Source organism: Pirellulales bacterium (assembly GCA_019636335.1).
Lineage (GTDB): Bacteria > Planctomycetota > Planctomycetia > Pirellulales > JAEUIK01 > JAHBXR01.
Map to the genome: position 1 here is coordinate 1 of JAHBXR010000015.1, position 17,350 is coordinate 17,350.

The 17,350-nt window shown below is 63.4% G+C and carries 13 protein-coding genes; 5 read left to right on the top strand and 8 right to left on the bottom strand.

What is annotated here, in order from left to right; genetic code table 11:
- Nucleotides 1-95: 95 nt before the first annotated feature.
- Nucleotides 96-1,136 (top strand): hypothetical protein, encoded by a 1,041-nt coding sequence (locus tag KF708_15250; protein ID MBX3414042.1) that lies wholly within the window; start codon nt 96-98, stop codon nt 1,134-1,136.
- Between the two features lie 53 nt (nt 1,137-1,189).
- On the opposite strand, the gene KF708_15255 is transcribed toward KF708_15250, so the two are convergent.
- The 3 genes from KF708_15255 to uvrA form a co-directional block, all read right to left on the bottom strand.
- The gene (locus KF708_15255; GenBank protein ID MBX3414043.1) at nt 1,190-1,942 is read right to left on the bottom strand and encodes a DUF1275 domain-containing protein; all 753 of its coding nucleotides are present in this window, start codon (nt 1,940-1,942) and stop codon (nt 1,190-1,192) included.
- 135 nt (nt 1,943-2,077) lie between these two features.
- Nucleotides 2,078-2,992: a hypothetical protein gene (locus KF708_15260; protein ID MBX3414044.1), complete on the bottom strand. Its 915-nt coding sequence runs from the start codon at nt 2,990-2,992 to the stop codon at nt 2,078-2,080.
- A complete protein-coding gene (gene uvrA / locus KF708_15265; protein MBX3414045.1) occupies nt 2,989-5,928 on the bottom strand; it encodes an excinuclease ABC subunit UvrA in 2,940 nt (979 codons plus the stop codon). The genes KF708_15260 and uvrA overlap by 4 nt, the downstream gene beginning before the upstream one ends.
- Nucleotides 5,929-6,038: 110 nt before the next feature.
- On the opposite strand from uvrA, the gene KF708_15270 reads away from it, so the two are divergent.
- Nucleotides 6,039-6,239: a hypothetical protein gene (locus KF708_15270; protein MBX3414046.1), complete on the top strand. Its 201-nt coding sequence runs from the start codon at nt 6,039-6,041 to the stop codon at nt 6,237-6,239.
- 279 nt (nt 6,240-6,518) lie between these two features.
- Nucleotides 6,519-7,484, top strand: coding sequence for a hypothetical protein (locus KF708_15275; protein ID MBX3414047.1), 966 nt, complete (start codon nt 6,519-6,521; stop codon nt 7,482-7,484).
- A gap of 648 nt (nt 7,485-8,132) precedes the next feature.
- Here the strand turns inward: KF708_15275 and KF708_15280 are convergent.
- Both KF708_15280 and KF708_15285 read right to left on the bottom strand, forming a co-directional pair.
- Nucleotides 8,133-9,920, bottom strand: a complete 1,788-nt coding sequence (locus KF708_15280) for an arylsulfatase (protein MBX3414048.1) — start codon at nt 9,918-9,920, stop codon at nt 8,133-8,135.
- Nucleotides 9,921-10,039: 119 nt separating this feature from the next.
- On the bottom strand, nt 10,040-10,687 hold the full coding sequence (locus KF708_15285; GenBank protein MBX3414049.1) for a hypothetical protein: 648 nt from the start codon (nt 10,685-10,687) through the stop codon (nt 10,040-10,042).
- A gap of 479 nt (nt 10,688-11,166) precedes the next feature.
- Here KF708_15285 and purH point away from each other — a divergent pair, with 479 nt between their 5' ends.
- Complete coding sequence (gene purH / locus KF708_15290; protein ID MBX3414050.1) at nt 11,167-12,753, top strand: bifunctional phosphoribosylaminoimidazolecarboxamide formyltransferase/IMP cyclohydrolase; 1,587 nt, start codon at nt 11,167-11,169, stop codon at nt 12,751-12,753.
- 7 nt (nt 12,754-12,760) lie between these two features.
- Nucleotides 12,761-13,549, top strand: coding sequence for an indole-3-glycerol phosphate synthase TrpC (trpC, locus tag KF708_15295; protein MBX3414051.1), 789 nt, complete (start codon nt 12,761-12,763; stop codon nt 13,547-13,549).
- Between the two features lie 67 nt (nt 13,550-13,616).
- On the opposite strand, the gene KF708_15300 is transcribed toward trpC, so the two are convergent.
- The 3 genes from KF708_15300 to KF708_15310 form a co-directional block, all read right to left on the bottom strand.
- A complete protein-coding gene (locus KF708_15300; GenBank protein MBX3414052.1) occupies nt 13,617-15,032 on the bottom strand; it encodes a DUF1501 domain-containing protein in 1,416 nt (471 codons plus the stop codon).
- Between the two features lie 159 nt (nt 15,033-15,191).
- Entirely contained in the window at nt 15,192-15,695 is a 504-nt protein-coding gene (locus KF708_15305; protein MBX3414053.1) for a DMP19 family protein, read from the bottom strand.
- Nucleotides 15,692-17,119 carry an alkaline phosphatase gene (locus KF708_15310; GenBank protein ID MBX3414054.1) on the bottom strand — a complete coding sequence of 476 codons (1,428 nt, stop codon included), beginning with the start codon at nt 17,117-17,119 and terminating at the stop codon, nt 15,692-15,694. Before KF708_15310 ends, KF708_15305 begins: the two co-directional genes overlap by 4 nt.
- Between the last annotated feature and the right edge of the window lie 231 nt (nt 17,120-17,350).

Consider the following 17,350-nt stretch of genomic DNA (forward strand, 5'->3'; position numbering starts at 1 on the left):
TGACAAGAAGTTTGTGGTGTGCGCGGTCGCTCCCGGAGTACAATCGCCGGCTGGCCTCGTGAACGAGTTGTATTCCTGGCAGAATGGGATCCACTGTGCGGGCGTCAACCTTCTCGCTGCTGTTGTGCGGGTTTTCCCTTTCGGCACTGGCTCACGCCGATGAACCGGCCGCGGCCACCGAGCAGCAGATTCGCGAAGCGGTGCAAAAGGCAATCGGATATGAGCAGGCCGAAAGCGCCTCGTGGATGAGCACCCGCGGCTGCGCTTCCTGCCATCATCTACCGATGGTGCTCTGGTCGCTCAACGAGGCGGAGCGGCAGGGGTACGCCATCGACAAGAAATACGTGACCGACATGGCCGAGACGGCATTCGGCAGTCCGCAGGCGCTGGTCGCTTCGAAGCAGATTCCCGAGCCAGGCTCTCCGCCAGGCCCACGCCCCGTCGATAACGGCGTGCGCGTCGTGACCGCCTTCACCGCCGTCGCCGCACGCAGCTATCCCTCCCTGACCGATGGCCAGCGGCAGGCTTTGCAAGCGATTGCCGCTGGTCTCGTCGAGAAACAGCGCGCCGACGGGGGCTGGGATTGCCACCTCCGCCGTCCACCCATCAACGAGAGCGAAACCACCGATGGCGCGTGGAATCTCATGGCGCTCTATGGCGAGACGGGCCCCGATTCTCCCGAGCCGCAACGTGCCGCGCTCGACAAGGCCTTGACTTGGTGGAGTGGCCTGACGCTCCCCGACAACTTGCAGGATAAGGTCCTCAAGATCCTGGTCGAGCTTCGCCTGGGCAAGTCGCGCGACCAGTTGCAATCGACCGTCGACGAACTCCTCGCCCTGCAACAGCCTGAGGGAGGCTGGCGGCAAAATGCCGAAATGCCGACCGATGCCTACGCCACCGGTCAGACGCTTTACGCACTGGCGCTCGTGGGCTATACCGCCGATCGCCCCGAGATCCGCCGCGCAATCGACTTTCTCGTCGCCAAGCAGCAACCTGACGGTAGCTGGCCGATGACCTCACACGCTTCGAACGACGGTTCTCCCGGTGGCAGTTCAAAACTGCTCACGCCGATTCAATGTGGAACGGCATCGTGGGTCGTACTGGCGTTATCACGCCTGGTGCCGAACGAGCCGTGAGCAACTCCGCGTCTCCGCGCGAGCCCAAAACAACCAACGAGTAGCAGCGATCATCAATCGTTAGTCGTGTGCCCGAAGCTGCCGAACTCGTTGAGTGGCAGCGCGATGATCGCCAGCGCCGTGGGAAAAGCGAGAGACGCCAGATCGTAACGGTATTCGAGCACCGCGCCGATCGCGCAGCCGACGACGAATCCTACGAGGCAGGTGAACATGGCCCCAGCGCGGCGCCGTGCTTTCGCCAGCATTTCGGGCGAATCGCGCCGTGCGGCAAGCGTCGCCACATCGACGAGCATTTGCGTCGTGTTCATCGTCATGGCCGCCGTCGAGGGGGCGTCGGCCAGACACTGCTTGACGAAGGCATTTTGTACCGCCATTGCCGCCACCAACAACATTCCGATCAGCACGGGTAGCGCCAGGTTCGCATTCTCGAAGGGCCCCCACACCCACCCCAGTACGAGCGAGACGACGAGTAGCAAGGTGTGCAGCACGAGCAGAAATCGCCGTGGAGAAGCCCCACGCCGTTCCAAGGCATGCGCCGCCAGCGACACGCACACCAGCACGACCATAAAGATCGGGATCGCCAGCATGGGCGCCACTTCGCTGAAGAACCCCGTGGTGTAATGCGCCGCTACAACGGCCAGATTCCCCGTAATATGCGAGGTGAACAGTCCCCCCAGCGCCAGGAATCCAATCACATCGACGGCCCCCGCCGCCAGGCTCAGCATGGCTGCCAGGCGAAAATCAAGCTGAGCGAGCGTGGGCTTGTTCGACATGTGGAGAGGAGCAATGTCAGGACGCAGGAGCAATCCAGCTCCCCTGATGTTTTAACGAAAAGCCGCGAAGACACAGAGGTGGCAGCGCCAAAATGCTGTTAGCAATGGTTGGCGATGCCGGATCAGACATGCTCTTGCTTGCGAAGTTGTGGTGGCGATCGTTCTTGCTCAGACGCAGAAGGCCGCGGCCTCACACTGTCCTGTCAAATCGGCTTGTAGCCCATCGCAGGCCGCGCGCGCTCCTTCGAGCGACGAGTCGCTCGCGGGCGCCAGCTTTCTCCGTATGAATACGGGCAGTGTGCAGTCGGCGGCCAGGCGAGCAATCGACAAAGCTTTTTCTACGTCGAACAACATCACATGTGCCCAGGTGGATGGTATTACAGCGGTTTCCTCATTTGCCACCGCGGCCAGCAGCACATTGCGACACGCGTCGCGCAGGTCGCCTTCTATCCTGCCCGTCGGTTCAACCAGCGCGATCCCCACTGCGGCGTGACGGGTCAGGCGGCGCAACTCGCGCACGATCGTTGCTTCATCCCCCGCCACCCGTGCCATCAACAGCACGCCGATCTGGCTCGCCCCTTCGCAGAATTCATCGTCAGGACGGTCGACCAACAGCGTCGCGCCCACCTCGCGCCAGCGCGGCAACTGTTCAAGATCAGGCTCGCGGCAGGTGACGATTCTCGCCACCCAGTTCTTCCCCTCGAAGTAAAGCCGCTTTCCGCGCACGCCTAGCCGGCGAATGCCAAACACAAGATCGGACAGGGCATGGGAACCGGAGCCGTCGTCGATTGTGATCCGCGCCGTATAACGATACGGCTCGAGCGGCGACCAGAAGCAGGGATCCGTCACCACGGCCTCGGCCAGCGTCTCTCCCCCCGGCGTGCCCGACATCAAGCGGAACTGCGAAGGGAGCGTACGCGCGTAGAGGCAGTGCGGTCCGGCGATGGTGCCGGAAAGCGTGGCGCCGTCAAGCCTCGGCGAGATCGCGTCCGACAGACGCACGTAGACCCGCGCCAGCGCCGCGTTCGCCTCGCCGTAGAACAGATCGACCGGATCGCGCTCGTGCATAGACGGCCTGCTCATGAGGTCTGCGGCTGAAACTCGCTGGCCAGCGCCTCGCGCAGGTAGCGGCCCGTTACCGATTCGTTCTTGCGCGCCACCATCTCGGGCGTTCCCTCGGCGACGACGAGCCCCCCTTCTTCCGCGGCGCCGGGACCCAGATCGATGACGTAATCGGCTGACTTGATGAGGTGCAGATTGTGTTCGACCACGATCAGCGAATGCCCCACCGACAAGAGCGCGTCGAAGCAGTCGAGCAATTGCACGATATCGGAAAAGTGCAGTCCCGTGGTCGGTTCGTCGAGAATGAATAAGCATCGCCCTCGTCGCGACGAGGAAATATACCCGGCGAGCTTCAGCCGCTGCGATTCGCCACCGCTGAGCGTATTGGCCGGCTGGCCGAGCCGCACATAGTCGAGCCCCACGTCGATCAGCCGTTTGAGCCGCGCCTGCACCTTCTGATGCCCGCGGAAGAAGGTGAACGCCTCGCGGACCGTCATCTCGAGCACGTCGGCGATGTTGCGGCCCCGGTAGTGGACGTCGAGGATCTCGGGCCGATAGCGCGTGCCGCCGCATTGATCGCAGCGCATGTGGACGTCGGCCAGAAACTGCATATCGATCGAGAGGTAGCCGTCCCCTTCGCAGGCATTGCAGCGCCCTCCTTCGACATTGAAGCTAAAATGGCTGGCCGTGTAGTTGCGCGTCCTCGCGTCCACCGTCTCGGCAAAGACGGCGCGAATCTCGTCGAAGGCCTTGATGTAGGTCACCGGGTTCGAGCGCGGCGAACGACCGATCGGCGACTGATCGACCATCTGGCAGTCGTCCAACTGCCCATCGCCATAGACATCGTCGAGCGGCGCCGGCTGTTCACCATCTTTCCGCAGCCGGCGGCAGAGTGCTGGATAGAGCGTATCTTCGACCAGCGTGCTCTTGCCAGCTCCGCTGACCCCCGTCACCACGCACAACACGCCGAGCGGAAACTCGACCGTGATGTTTTTCAGATTGTTGCCGCGCGCCCCGGCCACGCGAATCCAGCCATGGTCGGGCTGCCGTCGCTTGCTCGGCGTGCGCACGAGCCGGCGCCCGGCGAGAAAATCTCCCGTCAGGCTCCCTTCGCGGGCCATCATTTCCTCGGGCGTGCCCTGGAACACCACCTGGCCGCCACGTTCGCCGGCGCCGGGGCCGATCTCGATCACCTGGTCGGCCGCGCGGATGATCGACTCCTCGTGCTCGACCACCACGACGGTATTGCCGCGATCGCACAGGCCGCGAATCGAACGCAGCAGCCGCTCGGTGTCGCTGGGATGCAGGCCGATCGACGGCTCGTCGAGCACGTACAGCATGTCGACCAGGCTCGAACCCAAGGCCGAGGTGAGCGCCACGCGTTGCGATTCTCCGCCGCTGAGCGTGCGCAGCGTACGGTCGAGCGTGAGATAGCCCAATCCTACCGAGGCCATGAATCCCAGCCGCGCGCGAATCTGCTCGAGCATCGTGCGACCGACGCTGCGCTCCCAATCCGTCAGCGAGAGCCCCTCGAAGAACGCGACCGCCTCGCGCACCGGCAACGAACTCAACTGCGCCATGTTGCGGCCCCCGATCTGCGTGGCGAGCGCCTCGGGACGCAATCGCCCGCCACCACACTCGGGGCACTGGCGATAACTGCGCCAACGGCTCAAGAAGACGCGGATGTGCATCTTGTACTTGCGCCGTTCGAGCCAATTGAAAAACCCTTGCAGACCGCCGAACTCGCGCTCGGGCACACCCTGGCGAATCAGCTCGATCTGCTCGTCGGTCAGCTCCGAAAAGGGGACATCGACCGGCAGATGGTAATCCTTCGCCAGCGCGAGTAGCTCTTGCAGCTCGTGCGCGTAGGCGGGCGTGTTCCAGGGGGCAATCGCGCCGTCGCGGATCGAGCGCGAGCGGTCGGGCACCACCAGGTCGAGATCCACGTCGACCGTGTTGCCGAACCCTTCGCACGCCGGGCACGCGCCGAGCGGGCTGTTGAAGTTGTAGAGGCGCGGATCGGGCGGCGGATACTCGCGGCCGCAATCGGCACAGGCTAACCGCGTATTCCAGCGAATTCGCCGCCACGGCTTGCCGTCGATCGGGTATTCGATCCCCAGCGGCTGTGTGATGTCTGTCAGTGAGTCTCCATTCGTCGCGGCATCCGCGCCGGCCAGTTCGACGAACGCCGCGCAACGACCGCTCCCCTTCGCAAAGGCCGTCTCGACCGAATCTCGCACGCGCTCGTCCGCCGTACTCCCCGCGGCTAAGCGATCGACGATCGTATACAACCCGTTGCCATTTCCATGGCCGCCGTTGCCTCGTGCTCCTTCGTGCGGCGCGTCGTCGAGCGCCGCGGCCATGGCAGCCGTCGCCTCGCCCGCGTCAGACAGATTGAACATCCGTCCCCCGGCCAGCACGCGCACGAATCCATCCTCTTGCAGCGTGACGAGCGTGCCGGCCAGATCGCCATCGGCCGGGCGATCGACGGGAAAGGCCACCAGGTAGCGTGTGCCGACGGGGAGGCCGAGCAGGTAATCGGCCGCGCTCTGCGAGTTGTCGCGACGCACTTCCCGGCCGCAATCGAGACAGAATACGCGGCCGATCCGGGCGAAGAGCAACCGCAGGTAGTCGCTCACCTCGGTGGCCGTGCCGATCGTCGAGCGGCTCGAACGCTGCGCGCCACTCCGTCCCACGGCGATGGCCGGCTGGATGCCGTCGATCTTTTCGGCCGCCGGCTTTTCCAGCCGCTCGAGAAACTGCCGCGTGTAGGCCGAGAAGCTCTCGATGTAACGACGCTGACCTTCGGCATAGAGTGTGTCGAACGCGAGGCTGCTCTTGCCGCTACCGCTCAGGCCGCACAAGACGACGAGCCGGCGGTGGGGAATATCGACGTCGATCGATTTGAGGTTGTGGACCTCGACCCCGCGCAACGATATGTGCCGACCTGGCTGCATCGACGCTCCCAGCGAGCTTTTCCGACCACGGGCAAAACCCTCATTTTAGCTGGCTGCAAAGGTCGGGAATAGCGTCACGAGATGGCGCCAAAATCGGGTAAAATGGCCCTATGGCCATGAATCCCTACGAGGCCCCAGCCATCGAAAGCACGCTGGCCCACCCTCCGCCGCGCCGTTATCGCCGTTGGCCGTGGCCCTACAAGATCGCCCTGGCGATCGTCTCGACCGTTACCACGATGATCGTGCTTTTGTTCCTTTCCGAATTCCTGACCTTCGTGGATTGGCTGCTACACCACCGGTTTTTGCCGTAAGGTGAGCTATCCGCAAGCTCGCCGAAAAGGTCACGAACCATTTTCGGCAGAAGTGGAGAGAAGCAAGGCAAAACGGGAAGAGCTTGCCGGCTTCCAAAGCAGCCAGATTGGACAGTAAGCGTCCCGACCGGGTCTTGTCATCCCCTGTTACGGGTTTTCCGCCCCCAAATTCACCGTCACATCCCCCGGCCGAAAGTGATGCCGAGACGGTACGGCGGGCGATATTCAGCTAAGAGACCAAACATCTACACGCAGGCGAAGGTCAGGGAGGATCACGCCATGCCGTCGTTCGCAATTTCTATTCGCCCGCGTTCGCTTGCGCTGGCCTTCTTCTGCCACTCGCTGTTGGCCACGGTCGCCTGGGGACAGGTGGTGCCAGGTACGGGCGTGCTGATCGGCGGCGATGACTTCGAAGATCCCGCCTGGACGTACACCTACAACAACCCCAAGAACAGCGGCGACCTGGAAACCGCCGGCCAGAACCGTCCTCCCGTGGGACGTTCGGTGAACGGCCTGTGGTACGAAGGCAACGGTCGTGGACAGCCCGACGTCGTCCGTCGCATCGAGACCCCGTTCGGCGGTCTCGAGGGGAGCACCGGCGCGCTGTTGATCGCGTCGCAGTTCACGGGCAATCCTGGCCAACCCACCAGCAAGACCGAGCAGGACGATCTGTATATGAAAGCGGCCAAGGGAGGTGGCTCGATCTCTGTCAGCCGCACACCCAACATGGTCGTGCGCGTCTGGGTGCCCCCCTTCGAAGAGTGGGAACGTCGCAGCGGCTCCTCCTTTGCCGTGCGAGCCACTCTCCGAGGAGCCAAGCCAGGCGAACGCGAGACCGAACCCTACTGGCCGGGCCTCTTCTTCCAGTTCCATCCCATGTCCAAGAACGCGAAGACCCCGGAATACGCCAGCCTGCTCGTGCGGGCGGGCGAACGCGGACAGGACTACATCGTCCGCCGCATCGCGACCCCAGGCTGGTACACGCTGGGCATGACCTTCACCCCCGACGGACGCGTTCACTACTTCGCCAGCGAAGGCCTCGATCCGCTGACGGCGGAAGATCACCTCGCCTCGCACTACTGCTACGGCTTCCGCGCGCAGAAGCTGATCGACGTCTTCTTCGACGTCTTCCAGAAAAGCAACGGCCGCGACTGGTCGACCGGCTGGGTGATCGACGACCCGCAAGTCTTCGTCGCCACCGAAAGCCAATTGACGCGACAACCGCGCGGCGGCCGTCCGCGCTAGTGCTCTGTCAGAGCCAAAAGTTCGGGTTGCCCTTGCTAAATTGGTTCTCGCATCGCGAACGCGTGGAACTTGGGAACCCGAAAAACAGGGGTTGACACTGGACGAGGGAGGTGGACGAGGGAGGTAGCACCGACGAGTTTCCGGAGACGATTTAAAACTTTTCTCGCGCAAGTCGGAAGCTCGTCGGTGTCGCGTAGCGACAAGAGGTTCGTTTCAACCAGGCCGACGTTGTGGCGAGGCCGCGCTGCTGAAAGGTGCCTGCCCGATCGACCCTCTGGTTGCTGCGCCACACCGACGACGGTGCGACTCGAGTGTGTTGTCGTGCGCCATGTCGCGCCGCACTATCGTCGGTGCTACCCGGCTGGGGAACCCGAAAATCAGGTTTTGACAAAACACTAGGCCAAGTTGCCACGAAGAAAAAGATTCACCGTGAAGTATGCGAAGGGTTTCGTCGTGAAGCCCCTTTGAAAGGGAGCGTTGCGTGGCACTGCTGGCTTGTCCAGCAGTGAAGTATCTCAAGAGAATCTTGCTTAGATGTAGGTCAGGTACTCCGTACCTGACAATGGTTTGAGTTGGCTACATCGAGCATTGTCAGGTACGGAGTACCTGACCTACGAGAGCTTAACGTTCTTCGCGTCTTTGCGATAATCATTCCTCGACGAGTTTGAGCGATATGCCGCGCACGTCGGCTACGTTCTTGCCTGTTATCTCCGTGGCACGCAGTGTCAACTCGCCGCGATCGGCGAGTAGCTCGATCGTGCCGAGCGGCAGGGTGACAAACTCTTTCACATACGATTCCCCTTGCCGGGGAACTCGATCCACCGCCGCGCCCTCGAGGGGCGGATCGTGGGCAACGGTGACCTTGGCCGCCGTGCGATGATCGCCGAAGATTAACTCGACGGTCGAGCCGACATCTTCCGTCTGGCACGTATAGTGCAGCGTGGCCTCGTAACGGCCGGCTGTGGCGACGGCGATATCCCACGTGATGCGATCCTCCGCGCTCTTCCAGTTCGTGAAAAACGAACAATTCGGAGCCCAGGCGCTGCGCGTGATGCCACCCTGTGCCACCCCGTCGCGCGCGGGCAATTGCGTCAGCAGTGCCTCGCGGTAACCCACCGTGAACGGACGCCGGTCGGGTGTTGCCAATTCGCCGAGTACCGTGTCGCGCCACTCGGCCACGGCCTCTTTCAATTCCACGGCCCGCTCGGGATACTCTTGTGTCACGTCGCGCGTTTGCCCGGGATCGGCCGTCAAGTTGTAGAGCTTGCCGTCGTCGCCGAGCCGGAACTGCTCGTCGCGCACGCTCACCTTGCCGGCCCAGTGCGAGAAGATCAGACGCTGGGCCGTAGCATCGACTCCTCTGCCCATCAGCCTTTCGGCCTGACTCACACCATCGAGCGGCTTGGCCGGCCGTTCTCTGATGCCCGCCAGATCGAGCAGCGTCGGCAACAAGTCGATCGCCGCGGCTGGCGTGGCGAACTGGACTCCTCGCTCGATCTTTCCCGGCCAGCGTACGAACAGCGGCGAGCGAACGCCTCCTTCGTCGGTCGAGGCCTTGCGTCCTTTCAACCCACCGTTCCATCGCCAGCCGTTGGGGCCGTTGTCGTGGAAGTAGACCACGATCGTGCGCTCGGCGAGTTGCCACTCGTCGAGCTTGTCGAGCACGCGGCCGATGTTCCAGTCGAGATTCTCGCACATGGCCAAGGCCGCGCGCGTGAACGCCTCGTCTTCTTCCTGCTTGCCCTCGTGACGCAGTTTCAGCGCGGTACTGGCGAACTTCTCGTAGAATCGCTCCGGCACCTGCATCGGCGAGTGGGGCGTATTGAACGGCAGGTAGCAGAAGAAGGGCTCGTCACGATGGGCTTCGAGGAACGCGATCGCATGGTCGGTGAAATCGTCGGCAGTAAAGCCACGTCCGCGCACCGGTTGGCCGTTGTGCTCGAGTGGCGCGTCAAAGTAGTGCCCCCAGTGCCCCGAGCAAAAGCCGTAGTATTCGTCAAAGCCACGGGCATTCGGGTGGTAGGGCCATTGCGTACCGTTGTGCCATTTGCCAAACGCGCCTGTCGCGTAGCCGGCCTGTTGAAATAGCTGGGCGATCGTCTCTTCATCGAGATCGAGCCGTTCGCCCCCAGTCGAGGTGCTCGACACACCGCCGCGCGGATGATAGCGCCCCGTGAGAAACTCGGCCCGGGTCGGCGAGCAGACCGGGCAGACATAGAAGTTCAAGAACTCCGCCCCGTCGCGGGCCAGCGAATCGATCCGCGGCGTCGCCAGGTTCGTGTTGCCATGCATGCTGAGATCGCCCCAACCCTGATCGTCCGTCAGGATCACCAGCACATTCGGCCGTTCGGCGGCGACACCCATGCGCGCAACGCCAGCCATGCAAACGACGATCAGCAAAGCGCACACGGAGACGCGGAGTCGCGGAGAAAGCATGCCTATACCTCCGCCAACATGATAACTGACGGAGGGATCGCTCACGCAACCATTTCACTGACGATCGATGCCGAAAGGCACCTCTCCGCGCCTCCACGTGAGCTTGTCTTCTTCACGTCTCAATACCCGTAGTGGGCCGCCGAGTGGAGTCGCATCTGCTCCTCTTCGTCGAGACCCACGATGCGGTCGGGATCGAAGCTGTGGTCGCGCGTCAGATGTTCCCAGAAGGTCATGCCACTCACGCCCGTCTCCGGCACGTCGATCTTGGCCAGAAAGATCCGCAGCTCGTCGGCGTTCAGGCTGCGGAGCCACTTGCTCGGCGGACGGCCATGCCGCTCGCGGCGCTCGGCCGTAGGATGACCGGGCTCCGCGGCCGAGACGGTCTCATCCTCGACCAGCGAACCCTCGAGTGTCTCGTCGCCGAAGCGCACCCCGTCGGGCACCAGCTCATCTTCAAGATAGCCGGTGTGCCCGGTGTAGCGCTCGCCGGTCGAGCGATGGATGGGCGTCGTGATGCCGGTGACGACCCACTTGTCGTCGATCAGGTTCTCGCGCACGAACCAGCGCCACGTGCGGTTGGTGGCCAAGGTCCAATGCTCGGGCGACCGGGTGATCGCCTTGGCCGGATCGGTCCCCCGCATCAGCGCGGCCGCCAGCCGATCGAGTTCGTCGGCCTGCAGTTTCTCGCCGAGTTGGAACAATCCCAGCCCAGCCCAAAAAGCAAACCGCCGCCGTGTCAGTCGAAATCTTTCCAAGGTACTGCGCATGCGGGCCTCGCAGGCAAAGTGGCCAGAGCCTGTTCCGCCGCGGCGAAGCGGAAAACAGGGGCAACCTCGGGCCACACCTCAACTATAGGTCTGCCCCCGGGCCGGATCGAGCGATTCTGCGGAAAAAAAGGGGCTCGCGCGGAGCCGTGGAGTTTTTCAACGCAAAGACGCCAAGGTGCAAAGACGCAAAGACGCAAAGTTCGGGCCGAAAGCTGGGAGTCAAACATGACTTCTCTTGAACGAGTGAATGGCAAGCTCTTGCGTTTCACTCCGAATTGCAAGTCTCCCGTCTCTGAGACTTTGCGTCTCTGCGCCTTGGCGTCTTTGCGTTAAGAGTCGAATGCTCCGCGCGAGCCGTCTTGTGGGCTCTCGTAGCCCAAGGTGGTTGACCGCCGGCCGGTACTCTCTTTAATGAAGGTTCCGCGGCGAACCTGGCCGCGGCTGTTCCTCTCAAACCTGTCAGCCCGCGCCGAACACCCATGACGAATTCCGCCGATGAAAACTCTCCGCCGATCCGTCGCGCCCTTATCAGCGTCAGCAGCAAAGATGGTCTGGGCGATTTCGCGCGTGGCCTTGTCGCCGCCGGCGTGGAACTTTTCAGCACCGGGGGAACCAGAAAATTCATCGAGGGGGAAGGCCTGCCCGTTCGCGACGTCTCGGCTTATACCGGCTTTCCCGAGATCATGGATGGCCGTGTCAAGACGCTCCATCCCAAGATCCACGGCGGCATCCTCTGCCGTCACGATCGCGAGGACGACCAGCGCGTGCTGGCCGAGCATGGCATCCTCACGTTCGAGCTAGTGGTGGTGAGCCTCTACCCGTTCGAGGCCACCGTCGCGCGCCCCGACGTCACCGACGAAGATGCGATCGAGAACATCGACATCGGCGGGCCCAGCTTGATCCGCGGCGCGGCGAAGAACCACGCCTTCACGACGATCGTCACCGGCACGGAACAATACGCCGACGTACTGGCCGAGTTGAAGGCCACCGGCAAGACGAGCTACGCCCTGCGACGCCGTTTGGCAGGAGCTGCCTACGAGCACACGGCGCGCTACGACCGGGCCATCTCGAACTACTTTGCCCGCGAGCTGGCCGAGGGGCCCTTCCCGGCGGTTTTGAATCTCGTCCAGGAACGCCGCGCCACGTTGCGTTACGGCGAGAATCCGCATCAGCAGGCGGCCTGGTATGTCGATCCGCGGGCCGGCAGCGACACGCTCGCCGGCGCGAAGCAGTTGAACGGCAAAGAGCTCTCGTACAACAACCTGTTGGATCTCGACAGCGCGCTGGCCATCGCCCGCAGCTTTGGCAGCCCGGCCGTATCGGTGGTCAAGCACAACAACCCCTGTGGAGCCGCCGAGCACGAGCAACTGGCGGAAGCGCTGCGTCGCGCCATGGCGGGGGATCCGGTCAGCGCCTTCGGTTCCGTGCTGGGCTTCAACCGCACGCTCGACCGGGCCTGTGCCGAGCAGCTTGCCGAGCCGGGTCTGTTTGTCGAGGCGATCGTCGCGCCGGGCTTCGAGCCGGCCGCGGTCGAGATCCTGACGACCAAGCCCAAGTGGAAATCGAACGTGCGACTCTTGGACGTCGGCCCGCTCGAGGCCCAGCAAGCGATGCTCGAATACCGCTCGGTCGCCGGCGGGCTGCTCGTGCAAGATCGCGACGTGCTGGCCGATCCGGAAGCCGAATGGCAAGTAGTTACGCAGAAGCAGCCGACCGACGCGCAGCTAGCCGAGTTGCGGTTCGCCTGGAACCTGGTGCGGCATGTGAAGTCGAACGCCATCGTCCTGACCAAGGATCGTGCCCTCCGTGGCGCGGGTGCCGGACAGATGAGCCGCGTCGACTCGGTACGCATCGCCATCGAGAAGTCGGGCAGCCTGGCCAAAGGGGCCGCGCTCGGCTCCGACGCCTTCTTCCCCTTCCCCGACTCGATCGAGATCGCGGCCGCGGCCGGCGTGACCGCCTTCATTCAGCCGGGCGGATCGAAGAACGACGCCGATTCAATCGCCGCCTGCGACCAACACGGGCTGGTCATGATCTTCACCGGTCGACGACATTTCAAACATTGAGCGAGTCGTGAGCACGATCCTCGACAAAATCGTCGCGCAGAAGCGAATTGAGATCGAACGACTGAAGTCGTCGACCTCGTTCGACGCGCTGCGCGCCGCCGCGGCGAGTGCGCCTGCCCCACGCGATTTCTTCGGCGCCTTGGCCGCCGACGGCCCGATCAAGCTCATCGCCGAGGTGAAGAAGGCCAGCCCCTCGAAGGGCGTCTTTCGCCCGGACTTCGATCCCGTCGCCATCGCCACGACCTACGAAGCGCACGGCGCCTCGTGCCTCAGCGTGCTCTGCGACGAGCAATTTTTTCAAGGCTCGCTCGAGCATCTCCGCGCGGTGCGGGCCGCTATTTCACTGCCGGCGATGCGGAAAGATTTTATTCTCGATCCGTGGCAGGTGTATGAGGCGCGCGCGACTGGCGCCGACGCCGTCCTGCTCATCGCCGAGTGCCTCGACGACTGCGGACTGCGCAGCCTGCACAACCTGATTGTCGAGCTGGGCATGACACCCCTCGTCGAGCTGTACGAGCCCGAGAACCTGCCGCGAGTGCTCGACGCCGGGGCGACGCTCGTCGGCATCAACAATCGTGACCTGCGCACCTTCGTGACGGATCTCGATCACACCCTGCGGATGAAAGAGCGCATCCCCGACGAATGCGTCGTGGTGGCCGAAAGCGGCATCCGCACGCGAGCCGACGTCGAACGCCTGCAAGCCGCCGGAGTGAAAGCCATGCTGGTGGGCGAATCGCTCATCGTACACGACGATATCGGCGCGGCGGTCGATCGGCTGTTAGGGCGAGCAGTCTGAACTTTGTGCCACTGCCGTATGCCACCCGCGAAGTTGGGTGGACTCCCTCACACATGAAGTGCCGGACCTACACCAGCACTTCGTGGATCACCCGGCCGCGGCTGATCGGAATGGGGCGGCCGAGGGTGTCGTGCATTTCGGTGTCGGGCGAGAAGCCCAGGCTGTGGAAGATCGTGGCCGAAAGGTCCTGCGGCTCCGTGCGGCCGACGCTGGGCTGACCGCCGAGCTTGTCCGAGGCGCCGAAGACGGTCCCACCCTGCACGCCGGCACCCGCGAGTGCCGCGGAGTAGACGTGCCCCCAGTGATCGCGGCCGGCCAGGGCGTTGATCTTCGGCGAGCGGCCGAACTCACCCATCCAGACGACGAGCGTTTCGTCGAGCAGTCCGCGCTGTTCGAGATCTTCGAGCAGCGCCGTGTACGCGAGATCCATCGGCGGCATGAGGTCTTCCTTCAGCCGCTTGGCGTTGTCGCTGTGCGTATCCCAGACCGGGTTCACATCTGCGTCGGTCTTGGGACGCGTCCAGTTCACCTGCACGAGCGAGACCCCCGCCTCGACCAGCCGCCGCGCCAGCAGCACGCTTTGCCCGAACCGGCTGCGGCCGTAGCGATCGCGCGTGGCGTCACTTTCAGCGTTGATGTCGAACGCCTTGCGACCGGCTGGCGAAACCATGATATCGATCGCCTGCTGTGAGACCGTGTCCCAGCGACTCGGGCCACCGCTGCGCTCGATCCCGTCGAGATGCTCGTTCATCGTCGCCAGTAGCGAGCGCCGCTCGTCGAAGCGTGCCGCGGGAATCTCGGCCGGCAAACGCGTACCGGGCACTTGGAACTCCGGCGAGTTCGGATCGCACGTCAGCAGCCAAGGATGCGAACGCAGGCCGAGGAACCCAGCATCCTGACCCGGCCAGACGATGCGGCCCGTGTTCCAGATTTCCTCGGGCAGCGTCACAGCCGCCGGCAAGGGAAGCGAGTGTGGCCGCAGGTGCTGCACGATGCCGCCGAGCGAGGGCCAGTTGTTCGGCGCGCCGGGTAGCGCGTTCTCCGAATTCATCGGCACGTGCGGCGTGCCGGTCAGCATCCAGTAGCCGCTCGACGAGTGGGCGTTGTCGTGCGTCGACATGGCCCGCAGCACCGCGATGCGATCGGTCATGAGCGCCGTGCGCGGCATCAGCTCGCCAACCATCAGGCCCGGCGTGCGCGATTCGATCGGCTTGAGATCGCCCCGCACTTCGACCGGCGTCTCGGGCTTGGGATCCCACGTCTCGTGCTGCGGCGGACCCCCCATCAGAAAGAGGATGATGCAGGACTTCGCCTTGCCGAACGATCCGCCGAGCGCGGCTTGTGCTTCGGAGGCCAGCGAACGGCGGCCGGCGATGAGTCCCGGCAACGAAAGCCCCAGCGCGCTCAGGCCACCCACGCGCAGGCATTCGCGCCGCGAGATGTGGTCGCACAGGCGATAGGGGCGATCTTCGAGCGAGAACATGGCCGTGCTCCGCACACACTGAGGCGAACACACCGAGCGGCGCGACGATCCCCAACGAGGCCGCCGACCAGCGGCGGTCATTCTACCCGGCCTTGGTCCACGGACCAAGATTTTTTGCAGATGTGAGTACGGTCTGGGCCGCACCCCATTGAAGACCCGTCACAAAGTGATTCCAAACTCGCGGTCGACCTTATCGACGCCCGCAATCTCGGACTGATGCTGACGGACGTACGCATAGAGCAGTTCGGTCAGATTGTCCGGATACTCGAAGAACTCTTCGTCTAGACTATCGAATTCCTCTTCTGCGTCTTCGGAAAGCGCGAGAAGTTGTTCCTGTCGCTTGGCCGATTCGCGAGAAAACATGCCACCATTGAACACGCTGATGGCCTGGCGCACGATTGCAGCGGCCTGATGTGCATTGATCTCGTTCAGCACATCGACGATCGCAAACGCGTGGTCCCCTGAAGAGTTATAGAAATACTGGTCGAAGCCTCCGTTGTTGACTTCGGCCTCCAGTTCCCACACGCCGAAAAACACCTGCTCAGGCCGCGTCAGTTGCTCATAATCCATCTGCCAAAATCGCCCCACTTCACTGAGGCGAATCAGCCACGAATTAACGTTTAGTATGTCGCCCATCGATGCCCCCTTGTTGAAGCAATTCACTTGGCCGCCGTCGGCGTCGGATCGAGCAGCGCTTCAGGCTGCGTCAGGAACAGGTAGTGCCCGTGATCGGCCGTGACAAACACGGCCGCATCTTTCCACGCATCGTGCTTCTCGACCCATTCGACAATCTTCTCGAACGCCGCGGCGCCACTCTTCACGGCGCCGATCGAATTGTCGAGGTTGTTGTCGTGGTTGGCCCAATCGACTTCTCCGGCCTCGACCATCAGCCAGAAGCCCTTCGGGTTCTTTTCGAGCACGGCGAGCGCGGCCTCGGTCATGTCGGCCAGGGTCGGGTTCTCGGCGATGTCGGCCTCGGTGTAAGTCTCGCTACCGCGCAGGCCGCTGGTCGGGTCGTATTTGCCGTCGGCCGTGGCAAAGGGGAGATGGCTGTCGCCGAAGCCGGGGAAATGGCCGAACAAGCCGAACAATCGTTCGTTCTTCGCGGCGGCCTCGTTCGCGGCCTCCAGGAGCAACTCGCGACCATTCTTGCCTGCCGTGCGCTCCGCCACGCGATACTTCCCTCCCTTGGCGATATCGATCGCGGCGAGATCGGCGTCGCTGATGTGTCGCCGGCCCGGGGCGAAATTGTCCCCCTGTCCGGAGTCGCTCTCCTTCGCCTCTCCCGCGCCCGTGCCGATCAACACGTCCACTCCCCGCAGCGGCTTCGACGGATGCGATACCGAAGGCAGACCGACCAGGTCTCGCGTGATGTCCTGATAATCGGAACGGTTCACGTTGTTCGCATAGGCGCTGCCAGGCGTGGCGTGGCTGATGGGCACGCTGGTCACGACACCGATCGCGTAGCCCTGCTCCTGCAGCTCGCGCGAGATCGGGGTGACCTGCCGACCCAGGTGATCGACGTTGATCGAATCGTTGTAGGTTTTGATGCCCGAGGTGAGCGACGTGGCCGAGGCGGCAGAGTCGGTATATGCCTGCCGTTGCTCGCGGCTGGCCGAAATCGGATACGCGCGATCGGTGGGCAACTCCCAAGGGGCCGAGCCCGCTCGTTTGAAATCGTAACCCCCGGGCACTTTTCCCCCCGGGTTGGCGATCGTTTGCTGGCTGACGTCGACACTGGTCCCTTCGTTGTGCGGACTGGTGACGAAATAGCCGAAGTCGGTCGTCGTGCCTCGATAGTCCTGGAAGGCGAGTCCCGTGCCGCGCCCCTCTTGGTAGGCGACCTTGCCGGCGGCCTCGATCGCGGCCGCCTGCGTCGTCTGCCAGTCCATGCCGTCGAAGACCATCAGCACGATGTACTTCTTGCCCGCCTCCGCGGCCATTTTCTGCAGCCGGTAGACGTCGGTCTGGTCGAAGTATTCGGCGGCCGGGTTGAGCGTATCCTCGGGCAGGCGGCCGTACAGTGCTTCAAGGCGCTTCGCGTCGCGGTAGAGGCTCTGCTCTCCCTTCACCTCGTCGAGCGTCATGCCGAACGAGTAAATCGGAATCAAACGGTTGCTGTGCGAGAACCAGCCGTTATAACGGTCGGGATTCGCTCCCCAGTGGCCCCACGCCGCGCGATGTTCCTTGATGGCCGCGGTTTGCAGATCGCGCAGATGATCTGCCGCTACCGAACCGCCCACGACCGACGAGACGCACAAGGCGGCCAAGGCCGCGCCACCGAGCAAACGATTCATCCGCCTAAGCTCCTGAAAAAA

Excerpts from the sequence above, each read along its gene's own strand:
- KF708_15275 (MBX3414047.1), top strand. The coding sequence starts at position 6,519 with ATGCCGTCGTTCGCAATTTCTATTCGCCCGCGTTCGCTTGCGCTGGCC.
- KF708_15260 (MBX3414044.1), bottom strand. The coding sequence starts at position 2,992 with ATGAGCAGGCCGTCTATGCACGAGCGCGATCCGGTCGATCTGTTCTAC.
- KF708_15300 (MBX3414052.1), bottom strand. The coding sequence starts at position 15,032 with ATGTTCTCGCTCGAAGATCGCCCCTATCGCCTGTGCGACCACATCTCG.
- KF708_15280 (MBX3414048.1), bottom strand. The coding sequence starts at position 9,920 with ATGCTTTCTCCGCGACTCCGCGTCTCCGTGTGCGCTTTGCTGATCGTC.
- KF708_15310 (MBX3414054.1), bottom strand. The coding sequence starts at position 17,119 with ATGACGCTCGACGAGGTGAAGGGAGAGCAGAGCCTCTACCGCGACGCG.
- KF708_15270 (MBX3414046.1), top strand. The coding sequence starts at position 6,039 with ATGGCCATGAATCCCTACGAGGCCCCAGCCATCGAAAGCACGCTGGCC.
- KF708_15285 (MBX3414049.1), bottom strand. The coding sequence starts at position 10,687 with ATGCGCAGTACCTTGGAAAGATTTCGACTGACACGGCGGCGGTTTGCT.
- uvrA (MBX3414045.1), bottom strand. The coding sequence starts at position 5,928 with ATGCAGCCAGGTCGGCACATATCGTTGCGCGGGGTCGAGGTCCACAAC.
- purH (MBX3414050.1), top strand. The coding sequence starts at position 11,167 with ATGACGAATTCCGCCGATGAAAACTCTCCGCCGATCCGTCGCGCCCTT.